This window comes from Mycobacterium sp. (assembly GCF_049802695.1).
Taxonomy (GTDB): Bacteria; Actinomycetota; Actinomycetes; order Mycobacteriales; family Mycobacteriaceae; genus Mycobacterium.
The window spans coordinates 1-13,863 of the sequence record NZ_JBARMY010000171.1 but is presented as its reverse complement, the minus strand read 5'-3'; the positions used below and the strand labels follow the sequence as shown (position 1 = coordinate 13,863).

Here is a 13,863-nt window from a genome sequence, read left to right as displayed (position 1 = left end):
GGCCTCGCCCACCCTGCCTGACACGCCGCCGCCTGCCACCGGTCCGCCGGCGCTGAATGGGCCCGGCCCCCACCCGCCGGGGGCCAGCACCGAGCTTCCACCTGAGCCGGCACCACCGGGGCTGCCGGGAATGAGCTGCTGGCCGATCGAGGCATTGAACTGGCCGAGACCCAGCGGGAAGTACCCGGCGTCGCCGATGTCGCTTTTGACCGTCGTGCGGTTGGCGACGGTCAAGTTGGCGAACTCGTTGTAGAGCAGGGTCAGATAGTTTTGGGGTGACGCCGGGGTCGTTGTCGCCGATGTGCCCGTCGTCGTCGATGCCGCCGACGACGAGAGTTGCTGCAGCGCGTGGGTCACCGTCGACGATGCCGACGTCGAGGATGCGTTGGAGGCCGCCGCGGGCAGGGCGTCGGGATTGGTGGTCACCGGTGGGTCGGCGAACGGGGTGACGTCGGAGGCCGAAGCCGAGGCCCCGGCGTAGCCGTACATCGCTGCGGCGTCTTGGGCCCACATCTCGCTGTACTGGGCTTCGGTGGCCGCGATCGCCGGGCTGTTCTGGCTGAAGAAGTTGGTGGCCTCCAGCTGGGTCAACTGCAGGCGGTTGGCGGTGATCAGTGGCGGGGGCACCGTCGCGGAGAACGCAGTCTCATAGGCACCGACTGCGGCGCGCACCTGGGTGGCGGTCTGTTCGGTCTGGGTGGCGGTGTTGCTCATCCACGTGACATACGGTGCCGCGGCCGCCGCGGCTGACTCGGAGGCCGGGCCCAGCCATTCCTCGCTGGTCAACCCACGGATCACCGAGTCGTAAGCCGCAGCCGCCGACCCCAGTTCGGCGGCCAGTGAATCCCAGGCCGTCGCCGCGGCCAGCATGGGCGCCGGCCCCGGACCTGAATACATCCGTCCCGAGTTGATCTCTGGCGGTAACGCCCCGAAATCCAACCCCGTCCTCCTTCAGGCTGACTTGCGCTCACTACGAGGCTAAAGCCACCCGCCGACGGACATCGAGCTCAAATGCAACAGTTCACGCCTGGTCCGCCACTGTTCACACCTCGATAACTTGCGTTAATCCGCTGTTGGGGAATTCGCACCGCGACGTTAGCCGGAACCGTGCGCAGCGAAGACGTCGTGCACCGTTGTCAAGCGAATAAGAACACGGAGGACCCGGTCGCCCGAGTCCTCCGTGCTACGGAAATCGCGGAAGTTACCGCCGCAGGTCTGTTGCTGCCACCTGCACGAAAATGCCGGTGTCTTCGGCCATCAGCAGACCACGACCCCGAGGAAGCGGACCACCCTTCATCTTGCCGCGGATGAAGCCCTCGTCGGGGTCGGCATCCATCACCAGCAACGGCGCGTTGGCTTGGGCCAGCGCCCGCAGCATCGGGTCGCTGCCCGCCGAGGACCATCCACCGAAGGTGCGCGTGACCAGCACGTGCAACCCGACGTCGGCTGCCCGCGTGACCCACGGCGCCGCCTTGTGCAGTGGCGAGTCGAAGCCGGGCGGCAGTTGCTGCACGTCGTCGATGATCAAGAAGATCTCCGGGCCGCTCCACCACGTCCGCGCCAACAACTGTTCCGCGGACAAGCCGGGCGGCGGTTCCCGACGGCTCAGCACCTGGGCAAGTTCGTCCATCATTGCGGAGACGCCGTCGAGGTTGTAGGCGAACCGCTCCACGTAGTCCGAGCCCAGCATGGTCAGCAGCTGACGACGGGGGTCGGCCAGCCACACTTGCGCTGACGGGCGCGACGTCGGGGGCGCACTGCTGGCTCCCGGCGCGTAGACCCGGCCGATCTCGGACATGATGGTCGCCAGCGTTGTAGTGCGGCCGCACTCACGCCGGCCCGTCACCATGAGGTGCGCGTTCTCGGCGAAGTTCAAGTAGACCGGCTGCAGGTCCAACTCGGAGACCGCGTATGCGATACCACCGGCGCCGACACCCCGCCGACGGTCGTTTGCGGCGACCGCCCGCACCTGGTCCAAGCCGAACCGCGCCGGCAGCCTGCGCACCGGACGGGCCTGACCCACCGCGATCTGCTTGACCGCTTCGGTAACGCTCTCGGACTCGAACACCGAGTTCGGCGTGAGGTCCAGTGCGGGCCGGGCGATGAGCGTGTGCAGACCTGATTGCGGGTCGCTTTCCAGGCGCACGTAGTTGACCGCGACCATGCCGCGACCGGGCTTGACCGGAACGTCCTTGGCGAACCGCGACCGCACCAGCTTGGCGTCTTCGACGGCGGCCAGCCGCAACTCCACCCGTGAGCCGAAGCCACTGCGCACCGGCGGCCGCAGCTCCGACTCGCGGTCGGCGGTGACCACCACGTGCACACCGAACGAGGGGCCTTGGTTGATGATCACGTTGACCTGCTCGATAAGGACTTCGTTCTCCTCAGCGAGCGCTCGGTAGTTGTCGATCACCAGGTACACGTCGCCGAACCCGTCGTCGGGCACCCGGCCGGCTTCGCCGCCGAACTTACGGCGCCGGAACACCTCCATCGAGGGAACGTCGTACTCGAGGAAGGTGCGCTTGCGCTCCCGGACCAGTCCGAACACCTCGGCGATCGTCCGCCGCACGCTGTACGGGTCGGTGGGGCCGACCACGCTACCGACGTGCGGCAAGCCGGCCACCGTGGTGAGGCTGGTACCGCTGTAGGCCAGGCAGTAGAACTGCACCTGCTCCGGTGTGTGCGTCAGCGCAGCCGAGCAGATCAGCGTCTGCAACGCGGTCGTCTTACCGGCACCACCGGCACCGAGGAACAGCACGTTTGAACCCGGCCCCGAGGTGTTCACCGTCCACGGCGGCTGGTCGTGTTTGAACGGACGGTCGATGAGGCCGATAGGAAACACCAGGTTGCGGGCGGAGCCGTAGGCCTCCTGCCACGGGCGGCCGAGGAACCGGTTGACCAGGTCGTCGATCGCGACGGGCACGTCGAGCGGCGGTTGCCATAGCCGATAGGGCTCGAAATCGATCCGGCGCAGCTGATCGATGATGACGGTACCGACTCTCGGGGTCCGGACTCCGGTGTCTTCCTCGGGCGGCTCGCCGCCGTCCCGGTCGGCAGGCCGATCGCCGTTGCTCTGACCGTTGGCTTCGCCGTTCAGGCCGTTCGTCGACACCTCGCCGTTGGGGCCCAGATCGCCATGGCTGACCTCGAGCGGTGTGAACGCGTTGGTGAACAGCTGCGGGCGAATGTAATCGATGGAGTGCGTCAGTGGCCTCGCGTCGCCGTCGAGTGAGACCCCGCGGTGGTAGTCTCGCCACATGAACTCGGCCTGGAACCGGATGAGGTCCTCGGAACTCTTCCGGAAATATCCGAGTCCGGCCTGAGCCGGTAGGTTCACCGCGTTCGGCACACCTGCGGCCTGTGCCGCCCCGGCGGTACGCGCTTTCAACACCAGCCGGTAACCCATGTTCTCCATGAGCTTTTCGGCCCGGCTCTCGATGGTCTGCGACGCCATCATCAGGTGGATCCAGTAGGCGCGGCCCTGCCGGCCGATGGAGTCGAGCACGTCCACCGCGGTGGGCATGATGCGGAACCACTCGTAGAACTCGTCAATCACGACCACCAGCATGGGCAGCGGCGGGATGTCTTGACCGCGGGCTCGCATCCTGCCCCGCATGTCGTTGTACTCTTTCGCGTCGTCGACGCCGGAGCTGAAGCAGATCTCCTTGCGCCGGGCGATCTCGCCCCAGAGTGCGTCCAGGAAGCGCTCCATCAGCGCCTGGTCGTCTTCGAGGTCGGTGATGATCCGCGAGACGTGCGGTGTCCCCTCGAACGGCTTGACCGCCGACCCACCCTTGAGGTCGGCCAGCACGAATTGCAGTTCCTCCGGTGGGTGCCCCAGCATCAGCGACTCGATCACCGTGCGGACCAACGTCGACTTACCCGAACCGGTGGTCCCCGACATCACGCCGTGCGGGCCGTCGCCGCCTTCGTCGAGGGATTTCATGTCCAGGAACAGCAGTTCGCCGTTGTCGGAGCGGTTGCCGAATGGGATCCGCAGCCGGGAGCGGCCCAGTGAATCGTGGCGCGCGTTCCACAGTTCGCTGAAGTCGATCTGGGCAGGGTCGTCAACGCCGTAATAGGACAAGATGTCTCGGGCGCCGATGTGCACGACGCGCTGCCCGATCTCCTCGTAGGCCTCGGCGAGGCGCCAGTGTGCCAACCCCTGCGAGAATTGTTCCGCCTCGAATTCCGTCAACCGGTCCGCAAGCGCGAAGAACCAGGCGTTCTCGTCGATCACCATCCAGGTGTCGCGGTCGCGTGGCAGCGTCTCGACGATCCCGTTCTTGTCGGTGAACCGCAGCACCCGCTCCGGCGTGGTCGTCCATACCGAAGCGCCGGTCAGGTCGAAGAACGTCACCCCGTCGACGCCTTCCGCGCTGATCACGTACTCCCACTGCGGGTCGACGATGTCGGCGATGATCAGGTGATGCGGTGTGGGTGTCTCCGCTGAGGACGTGGCGTGGCGGGGCGTGAAAGATCCACGCCCGGCGAACAATTCAGCTTGCTCGGCGGCGAAGTCGCGCACCGACGTGTACACCATCCGTGCGTTGCCGGCGGCGTCGTGGCGGCGGGGGTCGCCGACGTGCGGCAACCACTTCACCCAGTCCCACTTCTCGACGTCGGAGGTCACCACGATCATTTGCATGTGATCGGGACCGTGCGAGAAGGCCAGTTGGCAGATAATGGCGCGCATCAGGCTCAGCACCTGATCGCGGTCGCCGACCAGCGAGTACCACGGCTCGACCAGCAGCGACAGCATCTTGGGCAGGTTGTAGACGACGCTCTGATAGCGACCGAACTCCTGCAGCGCCTTGCCGGTGACCGGCTCGAGCTCGATGTCGGTCGGCATGTTCTGCGGCTCGCCCCACGTCACCTCGGGACGGGTCATGCCCACCCCGATCCTGACGATGCCGAAGTTGAGGTCCTTGCCGTCGGGCTTGCGCTCCCACATCCGTCCGGATCCGATCGCAGCGGCCAAAGTGGTAGGAGCTGGATGGAACCACCGGTAGTTGTGGTCCATGCTGTCCGCCGACTCCTGCGCGGTCTCGCGCAGCATGTCCAGCATCAGCATGAACTGGGCGCGCATCGCGTCGAGCTTCGGCCGGCTCATCTGCTGCTGACCGCCGAATCGGCCGCCAAACATCATCATCCCGACCCCACCGATCATGAAGATCGGGAAAATCGCACCGGCACCCAGGAACGTCCGGGATCCGCTGGCCACCGTCATACCGACCATGCCCACCAGCAGACCGACCACGAGGACGCCGACGACCACGATCCACCACGGTTTGCCCTCCGGCGGCGGAACGCTTAACGGTGTGGGGAGAACAATGTTCTCCGGCTTGACCATCGGAGCGCGCTCCGGTGTGGGCCGGGCATATCCACGTTTCACTTCGGTACCGCCAACTCTGCAGGGTTCGTATCTGTCGGAAGAGTGTCGTGTCGCACCAACGCGTCGGCGCGCGATAGTGCCGGGCCGGGTGCGAGTAGTCGTAACGCCACCCACGGCGCCGGGTCGGGTTGTTTGGCCAAGCCCAGCGCGGCACGTGCATCGCGGGTGTTGTCCACGCCAAAACGCACGCCGGAATCTGAGAGCCACCATAGCGATTCCGCTGTGGACGCGCCTGGATCGTTGCCGGTGACCACAATAAAGTTGGTGTAGTCCGGCCCGAAGAAGACCTTGTCGGCCTCGCGGCCCGACGGGTCAGCCTTCACCAGCGAGACCACCTTGTTCACATCGTCAGTGGCGATCGGAACCGTGGGCCCCGAGATAACCTGTACCCGCGCCCGTTCTTCACCGTTGGTCTTGGCCCACCACCAGCAGGTGGACGGATTGTCACGGATGTCGGTCACCTTCAGCGGGCTGTCCGGATAGGCCGACAGATCCAGCCCGTTGACCACCGGCAGCTTCGCCAGCGCCGCCGGCGACACCACCGCCGGTGCCGCGCCACCCGGGTTACCCGCGTTCTGAAGAATCTGGGCGACCACGGCGGACACCGTCTGCACACCGTTGGGAAGCACCACTGAATACTGCTGTGGACCGCTGATCTGCGGTGTGGTGAACACCGTTCCCACCGGACCCGGGGCGCCCGGGAAGTCGGCCGGAGTACCGGCGCCCGGCACCTTCGGCACGGACAGCTCCGGGCCCACCGGTATCGCGTCGAACAAGGCGCGGCTCATCGGACGGGCTTGATTCACCTGCTCGGGCGTCAACCCCAACGGCAGCAGCACCGCACGGTTGACCGCATCGATGCGTGACCGGCGGCCCTGGCGGATCACCCAGGTGTCGTTCTCGTAACGCAGCACCACCGCGTCGGAGCCGGTGACCACCCGCCGGCGACCGGAGAGGTCCGGAGTTCCGTCGATCACCGTCACCGTGACCGACGCCGGCGCGCCGGCGCCTGATGGCGCGGAGACCGTGTCGCACACCAGCCACGACGACGTCGCCGGGTTCGTCGGCGAAATAGCCGAGGGCGCGCCCGGGATGCCGACCAGCGGCCCGTGCGGCTGCTGGGCGATCTGGCTCGCCCGCACCTTGTGCGGGTTGTCGGCGCGTCCGGTGATCAGCCGTGCCGAGGCCAGGTTCAGCGCCGGGTACAAGGTGTTGCCTACCCGGACATAGAGTGCTCCGGTATCGCGGTCGGCGATGATCGGCGACTCGTTCATCTGGCCGGACGGGCTGATGAACGAGTACAGCAGCGCCCCGAGGCAGATCACCAGGGCCGCCGACACGGAGGCGACCACGGCCAGGGCCTGCCGACGGCCGGGTTCGACCTCCATGCGCACGCGCCAGCGCGTCAACGCCACCGCAGTCCGGCGCGCCAGGAATTGATAACCGGTTACCTGGGTCCGGGTCGAAAGCCCTAGACCGTAGCCGGACCCCCGTCTACGCTCGCCGTCAGCCACGTGCGCTCACCGCCTCCCGACGAAATGCCTGGCTGTCACCTGAAACGCCGCTCACGCCGCTAACGCTAAGCCAATGACGCTGACCCCGCCACGCGGCGACGTCACCGCCGGCGACAGCGCGGCGGCTGTTGACAGTGGTGTTTACCACTGCGCCGTCTTTCCTCATATTTCCTCTGGACTTGTCGCGACTACCCCGAGCATCGTAACGACGGACGGCATTCTTGGCGCGTCGAGAAGTTCATTCGTCACGAACCGGTCACCGGCCGGCTACCGGCGGCGGTGGGTCGAGGCGCTCGCGAGCAGTCCGCCGACGCCGCCAGCTGTTAACTTCGGTGGCCATGGCAGGAGCTGCGCAACCGACTCTGAAGTCGAACAGCGATCGCAGCGCGTTGCGTGACGTGGTGCACCGATATGCCGCCGGGGTCGACGACCGGCAGTTCGATTCTGTGTCGGCTCTGTTCACCCCCGACGCCGAACTGTTGCTGCCGGAGCCGCCGGACTCCCTCAATCCCGTCCGGCGACACGACGGCCGCAACGCGATTCGAGCCGCGATCGCCACTGTCGCCGCTGTCCTGCGCACCGAGCATGCGACCGTCGGCGAGGTTTACGACGCCGGCTCGCGGCCCGGCATCGCACACGGACGCATCACCTGCGTCGCCCACCACTGGGCGCAGCGCGCGGACGACTTCACTGATGTGGTGTGGCACCTGCGCTACGACGACGAATATCAGCTGACCGGGGAGGGCTGGCGGTTTCGCCGCCGAGCGTTGACGATCAACGCCATTGAAACCCGCCCGGTGCGCCTGGTTCGCCCTGATGATCACGGCTAGCCCCGCACGGTGATCCGGATCCGTAAACTGCGAAGAAATGCTCGGTCACCCGACGCGGTGTCGGACCAGGGATCCAGCGCAACGGCGTTAGTTCTGGGAGGAGGTGGTGGCATGCTCAAACCACGCCGATTCGAGCGTGAATATGATCCGGGCCCAGTCCAGGTGCAGGCCCGCAAGGTGCACTTCGACATGTCTGACGTCCCGCTGCACTGGATTCCCGGGCACCCGGTCGCTTCGCACGTCGTCAGCGTGCTCAACATCCTGCTGCCCGCGGTCGAACGATGGTTCGTCGCCACGCTGAACGAGGCGTTGCCCCTGATCAAAAACCCGAAGTTGGCTGACGACGTGCGGGGCTTCATCGGTCAGGAGGCGACGCACGCCGACGTACACGAGCACGCGCTGCAGGACTTCATGGTGGCCCGCGGTGTTGATCCCAAACCGTTGCTGGACCAGGTCGAGTATTTCTTCTCGACCACCCTGGCGCCGACGACGTCGACCGATCCCAAACGGCGGCTCAATCACCTGTGTGACCGGCTGTGGCTGATCGCCGCGTTCGAGCACTACACCGCGGTGCTCGGCGACTTCGCGCTGAACAGCGCGTGGGACGACTACGGTGCTCATCCCGCCTTGGTCGACCTGTTCCGCTGGCACGGCGCCGAAGAAGTTGAACACCGCAGCGTCGCCCACGATGTCGCCGTCTACTTCCACAACAGCTATGTCGACCGGGTCCGCTCGATGCTGGTGGCGGTGCTGTTGATCGGTGTCTTCTTCGAGCGCGCCACCTGGTACCTGGTCAAGAACGACCCGGAGTGCGATTTCGGTTGGTGGAAGACGCACCGGCTGTTGATCGTGGACTCGGGTAAGCGTTTGCTCCCTTCGTTCGGCAAGCTGTTCGGCTCCAATACCTTCGCCTACTTCCGGCCCGGGTTTTCGCCGGAGAAGATGGGTTCGACCGCGCAAGCCGTCGCCTATCTGGCCAGTTCCCCCGCTGCGCGAGCGGCCCACCTGTAGACGTGGTGTTCGCCCGGTACCGCCAGACGCCGCCGAGCGTTTCCGGTCGCAGCCGCCACGACGTGTTGGTCGCCTTGGCGAACGCGGGCGTATCAGGCCTGCTCCGGCTGTCCGGGGCAGTGCGGCGCCCGACGGCGCCGGCCGACTGCGACAGCAGCATCCGGCTCACCGTGGTGGACCGCCGCGTCGTCGCCCGTGACCAAGACGTCGTGGCCCTGACTTTCTGTGGTGACGGTGCGCCGCTGCCGTCCTGGCATCCCGGCGCTCACCTGGACGTCCGGCTGCCCAGCGGGCGGGTGCGGCAGTACTCGTTGTGCGGAGATCCCACCCGGGGCGACACCTACCGCATCGCGGTGCGTCACATCGCCGACGGCGGCGGCGGATCCGCGGAGATGCACGACGTGTTGGCGATCGGGGCCACCGTCACAACTCACGGACCGCGCAACGCGTTCCCGCTCATCCTGCCCGGCTACGGCTCCCCCACTGCGCGGCTGCGATTCATCGCCGGTGGCATCGGCATCACCCCGATCCTTCCGATGCTCGGGTACGCCGATCACTTCGGCGTCGACTGGTCAATGATCTATGTCGGCCGCAGCCTCGACAGCTTGCCGTTTCTGGATGAAGTGGCCCCGTTCGGCGGGCGGGTCGAGATCCGGACCGACGACGAGCGCGGCATTCCCGACGCGGCTGAGCTGCTGGATGACTGCCCGGACGGCACGGCGGTTTACGCGTGTGGTCCGGCGTCCATGCTGACCGCCATCCGGAACCGGCTGTCCGGCCGCGACGACGTCGAACTGCACTTCGAGCGATTCGCCGCGCCGCCGGTACTCGACGGCGAGCCATTCGCCGCCTCGATCGCCTCGACGGGTGCCGAGGTCCACGTCGGCGCCCAGGAGACCTTGCTGGCGGCCTTGCGCCGCAGCGGTGTCTCAGCGCCGTATTCGTGCCAGCAGGGCTTCTGCGGAACATGTCGCACCCGGGTACTCAGCGGCGGCGTCGACCACCGCGACACCCTGTTGACCGACCCGGAGCGCGCGGACGGCGCGATGCTGGTCTGCATTTCGCGGGCGGCCCACGGCGAGCGGCTCACCCTGGACCTGTAGCGCGAGGCTTCATTCCGCCTTGGGCAGCGGAATCCCCTCGCTCGTCTGGAATTCGGCGTCACTCTGCGTCGACAAGCCCATCGACACCAGAGTCCGCGGGAAGAACAGGTCGGTCAGAACGGCCAGCCACATCGCCCAGTGGGCGGGGTGATCGAACCGGATTGGGTGACGTCGGGCACGGCAGCGGCGTCACCGGCGGGCGAAGACGTCGGGATGGTCAGGCACCTGGAGGTCGGTCTGCACTTTCAACCGGCCTTTTTCGGTCGGCAGCCCCAGCGTCTGGATGAGCGGTGCGGCGGTCACCCGGCGACCCAGGCCACCGTGCGGGTGTTGACTCGCGAGCCGTCGCTGAGCACCACGTGGTCGGCGTGCACTTCCTTCAGCGTGTGCCCCAGCCGAATGTCGACGCCGCGGCGCAACAGCACCCGCATCGCGCGGGCACCCAGCTTTTCGCCGACTTCGGGCATCACCTGCTCGGCCTGTAGCGGGAACGAAAGCCGTTTCTGCAGGACCATATTCGGGTAGAGCATCTGCATCTGCGCTCGGGGCAGAGCCGACGACACCTGAGGAGAGAACCTGATGGGAGACGACTCCCGCGATCGGATCGAGCACCGCCGCACCAGCGGTCTGCCCGCCGGAGAATCGCTGGCGGACGGCTGGCCGATGCCGGGAACCTTTCTGGTAGCAGCGGGCGGCACGGCGTTCGTGATCTGCCTGGGGGCTTTCGCTTGGACGCAAGTGGGTGTGGGTGTCGCGGCTTTCGTCGTAGCACTGCTCGCGCTGGGCGCCGGCCTGGCGTCGCTGACGATGGAAGGCAGACGGGCGCGCCACGTCGAGCGGGAACGGCTGATCAGCCGCCGGCTCGTCAAGCACGGAAGCTGACCGTCAGGCGACGACGCGGATGGTGTTCAGCTGACGGTCGGCAGGATCGGGCAACACCATGCCGGCTTGGACGGCAGAGCGCAGGTATTCGATGACAGCGTCGTTGAGCCGCTCGCCCGGCACGACCACCGGAATGCCGGGTGGGTACGGAGTGATCTGCTCGGCGGCGACGCGGCCCGCCGCCTTCTGCGCGGGAACGGCTTCCACCGCAGCAAAGAACGCATCGCGCGGCAGCATCACCGTGTCGAGTTGCAGATCTTCGGCGGACGGCAACTCGATTTGCGCCGGCCGATCGAAGGACTCGGCCGCGCTGCGCCAGCCTGCGATTGAGTCAACCAGCCGGTCAGCGCTGTGCCCGTCGTCGGCGAACGACAACGTCGCCAGGATGCGGCGGTGATCAGCTAATCCGACATCGAGATGGCGGGATCGACGTAGCCAGTCGCGGGCCTGATAGCCCGACGTGCCCGTTGCTGACACGTCGAGCAGCACCTGGAGCCGGTCCAGGTCGTGCGATGCCTCGGCGCCCAGCAACTGCTTCTCGAGCACCTCGACATCGGGAATCTGGTTCAATCGGGTGCGCACAAACGACGCCAGATCCAGTGCGGCGTCGAATAATTCGTGCCCGTGCTGGACCATTTGGCGCCGCCAGCCGTCCAGTGCGGCGTACACCATGACGTTCGGGCTGGTGGTTACCAGCTGGTCCGCGCACGCCCACAGTCGATCGTGTTCGACCAAGTTGCCCTGCAGGTGAAACACGGAGCTCTGTTCGAAGCCGGCGCCCATCTTGTGCGCGCTCACCACACAGACATCGGCGCCGGCGTCCATCGCCCAGGTCGGTAGGTCCGGGTGAAACGGCAGATGGGCACCCCAGGCCTCATCGACGATCAACGGCTTGCCGCGCTGATGGCAGATCTCGGCGATCCCGCTGATGTCGGCGCAGGTGCCATACGGACACGGGCTGACGATCAGCGCCCCCGCCGCGTCGGGATACTTGTCCCATGCCTCGCTGACCTGTTGCGGTGACGGCGGGTGGCTGAGGTGGTGGTCGGTATCCCAGCGCGGCGGGATCCAACGCGGCTGCACACCGGAGAAGATCAGCCCGGAAACGACTGACTTGTGGCTGTCCCGGACGACGAGCAGACCCCCGTCAGCGCCGCCGGCCACCGCCATCATCGCGGCCCGAACCGACAGCGAACTGCCGCAGGTGGAGAAGTATGTCGAGGACGCACCGACCGCGTCGGCCATCAACTCCTGTGCCTGCTCCAGGTACTTGCCACTGCAGCGCCAGTCGTCCAGGCCACCGCTGGCCAGCACGTCGGACCGAAACGGATCACGACCCAGCACCGTCAGCACCCGCTCATCGATCCCGCGGCCTTGCCGGTGCCCAGGCGGGCTGAACCCGTAGCGCTCTTTTCTGTGATAGTCGGCCAGGGCGTCGAGCACCGGCGCCCGGCTGTGATCCATGCCACTGACCATACGGCGCGGTCTTGTAGGTCGGGACGCCTATCAGCGGACAGGATCAGCGCAGGGCCGCCAGGTTGTCTATCGACTTGTGCACATCGGACTTCACGACCCTGGCGGCGAGCCGTCCGACCGGGCCGTTCAGCAGACCGCCCGAGAGATCGGCGTCGAGGTGAAACGTCGAACCGGGATGGTTGTCAGCGACGTTCATCTTGAGCCCGATCCGGATGCCGCCGCGACCGCGCCCTTTGAGCTCGATCATCTCCGGCTCGTCGTATCGGGTGACCGTCCAGTGGATGACGTTGCGAAATCCCTTGACTTTGACGCACGACGACACACACGTCCCTTCTTTGATCTTGGTGGGGACGTCGCTGCGCCAGCCACCGAAGATCGTCAGCCACTCATGGAACCGGTTCAGATCCGACGCCAGCTTCCACGCCGATTCAGGGTCCAGATCCGACGATGTCGATACGTCTACTTGTGCCATGTCTGAGGTCAACCTTCTCTGCAGGCCGGCGGGCGCGGCAGCGTTGCCCTCATACCCGACCGGCGGGACTTGGTAAACAGGTCGAACGTCAGTCCCAGGACGACGCGACTTGATCGGCCACATCGATGATCTGAGCCTTCTGCGCCTCCGGCGATTCGATCTCGCCCGCCACGTACTGGGCGATGAATCGCCGGATCTCGCCGTCCACGCCGGCGACCACCCGCAGCAATTCACCCCGAATCGTGGTGGCGGCGACGTGCACCATGATGTCTGACGGTTTGGGCTTCGTCACGTCGATGATCAGCAGCAGCGGGTCAGCCGCGTGCGCCGAGGCGCGCAAACCGACTTCCCCGTCGACAATGAATCGCTGCTTGTCGAGTCGCAGATCGAGAATCAACTCGATCTTCAGCGGAATCCGGATTGCGAAGGTGATCATCGCGTCCAGGTTCCGCGTGACCTGCGGTTGCTGAATCTTCACTTTGGCGGTGACGCGGGCGAGTCCGCCCGGCCCCTGGCGCATCGGCCCCATCTCGAATTCATTGCCGGCGATCTCGCCGAAGGCCGCCGCCACGCGCTCCTCGGTGCACGCGACCTCGAAGAATTTACGGCCGAACTCTTCGTAGGTCACGTAGTTGAACGTCTGCATAAGTCCTTACCGTCTCACGAGCCCGCCGGATCGACCGCTGAACCGCTTCACGCCGCGCCGAAAGATGCCCGATCCTGCGGCGTGCGGTCCACCCGGCGCGTTAGCGGTTGTGGGAGAATCTATCGGTCGCACTGGCGCGACGGCGTGAGCTGCGGCCGGTCCGATCCGGGTTGTCGACCGGATCGCGACCCCTGACCCCGGCCGAAACATCTTTGAGGTGCGCTCATCCGCGTCCCGTTGTGCCGAAAATTCCGGAGGTGTTTGCAGTTGGCGGAGAAACATGTCGATCAGGTCCGCCGCGGACGGCAGCGATTGCAGGAGCCGTCAGGGCCGCCGATCGTCCGTGCTGTCGTATTGCTCTGCGCGCTGTTGGCGTGGCTGCTCGCTGGTCTTGCGGTCGGCGCATCGGGACGCTGGTCCACGCCGTCCGGCGTCGCGTCGACGTTCGGCATAGGCCTGCTGGCCGGGTTGCTGATCGGGGCAGCCACCCGCGCGACGGCAAGCGGTGCCCTGCGGAGCCGACGCGAGGTGGTG

The 13,863-nt window shown here is 66.5% G+C and carries 10 protein-coding genes and 2 pseudogenes; 5 read left to right on the top strand and 7 right to left on the bottom strand.

Going from position 1 to position 13,863, the window contains the following annotated elements:
• The 3 genes from WA317_RS06930 to eccB form a co-directional block, all read right to left on the bottom strand.
• The coding region (locus tag WA317_RS06930; RefSeq protein WP_425172332.1) for a PPE family protein at positions 1-939 on the bottom strand (939 nt) is incomplete at its 3' end.
• Positions 940-1,201: 262 nt separating this feature from the next.
• Positions 1,202-5,395 carry a type VII secretion protein EccCa gene (eccCa, locus tag WA317_RS06925; protein ID WP_425172331.1) on the bottom strand — a complete coding sequence of 1,398 codons (4,194 nt, stop codon included), beginning with the start codon at positions 5,393-5,395 and terminating at the stop codon, positions 1,202-1,204.
• Positions 5,392-6,909, bottom strand: coding sequence for a type VII secretion protein EccB (gene eccB / locus WA317_RS06920; RefSeq protein ID WP_425172330.1), 1,518 nt, complete (start codon positions 6,907-6,909; stop codon positions 5,392-5,394). The genes eccCa and eccB overlap by 4 nt, the downstream gene beginning before the upstream one ends.
• Before the next feature lie 338 nt (positions 6,910-7,247).
• Here eccB and WA317_RS06915 point away from each other — a divergent pair, with 338 nt between their 5' ends.
• From WA317_RS06915 to WA317_RS06905, 3 genes are all read left to right on the top strand, one after another.
• Positions 7,248-7,739 (top strand): nuclear transport factor 2 family protein, encoded by a 492-nt coding sequence (locus tag WA317_RS06915; protein WP_425172329.1) that lies wholly within the window; start codon positions 7,248-7,250, stop codon positions 7,737-7,739.
• A gap of 111 nt (positions 7,740-7,850) precedes the next feature.
• The gene (locus WA317_RS06910) at positions 7,851-8,750 is read left to right on the top strand and encodes a metal-dependent hydrolase (RefSeq protein WP_425172328.1); all 900 of its coding nucleotides are present in this window, start codon (positions 7,851-7,853) and stop codon (positions 8,748-8,750) included.
• A gap of 5 nt (positions 8,751-8,755) precedes the next feature.
• Complete coding sequence (locus WA317_RS06905; protein WP_425172333.1) at positions 8,756-9,853, top strand: PDR/VanB family oxidoreductase; 1,098 nt, start codon at positions 8,756-8,758, stop codon at positions 9,851-9,853.
• A 9-nt stretch (positions 9,854-9,862) separates the two neighbouring features.
• Here the strand turns inward: WA317_RS06905 and WA317_RS06900 are convergent.
• A pseudogene (locus WA317_RS06900) lies at positions 9,863-10,332 on the bottom strand (FAD-dependent oxidoreductase); the annotation flags it as partial.
• Positions 10,333-10,432: 100 nt separating this feature from the next.
• On the opposite strand from WA317_RS06900, the gene WA317_RS06895 reads away from it, so the two are divergent.
• Positions 10,433-10,735: a LapA family protein gene (locus WA317_RS06895; protein WP_425172327.1), complete on the top strand. Its 303-nt coding sequence runs from the start codon at positions 10,433-10,435 to the stop codon at positions 10,733-10,735.
• 3 nt (positions 10,736-10,738) lie between these two features.
• Here the strand turns inward: WA317_RS06895 and WA317_RS06890 are convergent, their stop codons facing one another.
• The 3 genes from WA317_RS06890 to WA317_RS06880 form a co-directional block, all read right to left on the bottom strand.
• Positions 10,739-12,199 (bottom strand): aminotransferase class I/II-fold pyridoxal phosphate-dependent enzyme, encoded by a 1,461-nt coding sequence (locus WA317_RS06890; RefSeq protein ID WP_425172326.1) that lies wholly within the window; start codon positions 12,197-12,199, stop codon positions 10,739-10,741.
• Between the two features lie 55 nt (positions 12,200-12,254).
• On the bottom strand, positions 12,255-12,683 hold the full coding sequence (locus WA317_RS06885) for a type II toxin-antitoxin system Rv0910 family toxin (protein WP_425172325.1): 429 nt from the start codon (positions 12,681-12,683) through the stop codon (positions 12,255-12,257).
• A gap of 88 nt (positions 12,684-12,771) precedes the next feature.
• Positions 12,772-13,329, bottom strand: a complete 558-nt coding sequence (locus WA317_RS06880; RefSeq protein WP_425172324.1) for a hypothetical protein — start codon at positions 13,327-13,329, stop codon at positions 12,772-12,774.
• Positions 13,330-13,596: 267 nt separating this feature from the next.
• On the opposite strand from WA317_RS06880, the pseudogene WA317_RS06875 reads away from it, so the two are divergent.
• Positions 13,597-13,863: pseudogene (locus tag WA317_RS06875) on the top strand (hypothetical protein); the annotation flags it as partial.

Bases quoted from the DNA above. Each gene is read 5' to 3' on its own strand.
- WA317_RS06880 (WP_425172324.1), bottom strand. From the start codon at position 13,329: ATGCAGACGTTCAACTACGTGACCTACGAAGAGTTCGGCCGTAAATTC.
- WA317_RS06910 (WP_425172328.1), top strand. From the start codon at position 7,851: ATGCTCAAACCACGCCGATTCGAGCGTGAATATGATCCGGGCCCAGTC.
- WA317_RS06890 (WP_425172326.1), bottom strand. From the start codon at position 12,199: ATGGATCACAGCCGGGCGCCGGTGCTCGACGCCCTGGCCGACTATCAC.
- WA317_RS06895 (WP_425172327.1), top strand. From the start codon at position 10,433: ATGGGAGACGACTCCCGCGATCGGATCGAGCACCGCCGCACCAGCGGT.
- WA317_RS06915 (WP_425172329.1), top strand. From the start codon at position 7,248: ATGGCAGGAGCTGCGCAACCGACTCTGAAGTCGAACAGCGATCGCAGC.
- WA317_RS06885 (WP_425172325.1), bottom strand. From the start codon at position 12,683: ATGGCACAAGTAGACGTATCGACATCGTCGGATCTGGACCCTGAATCG.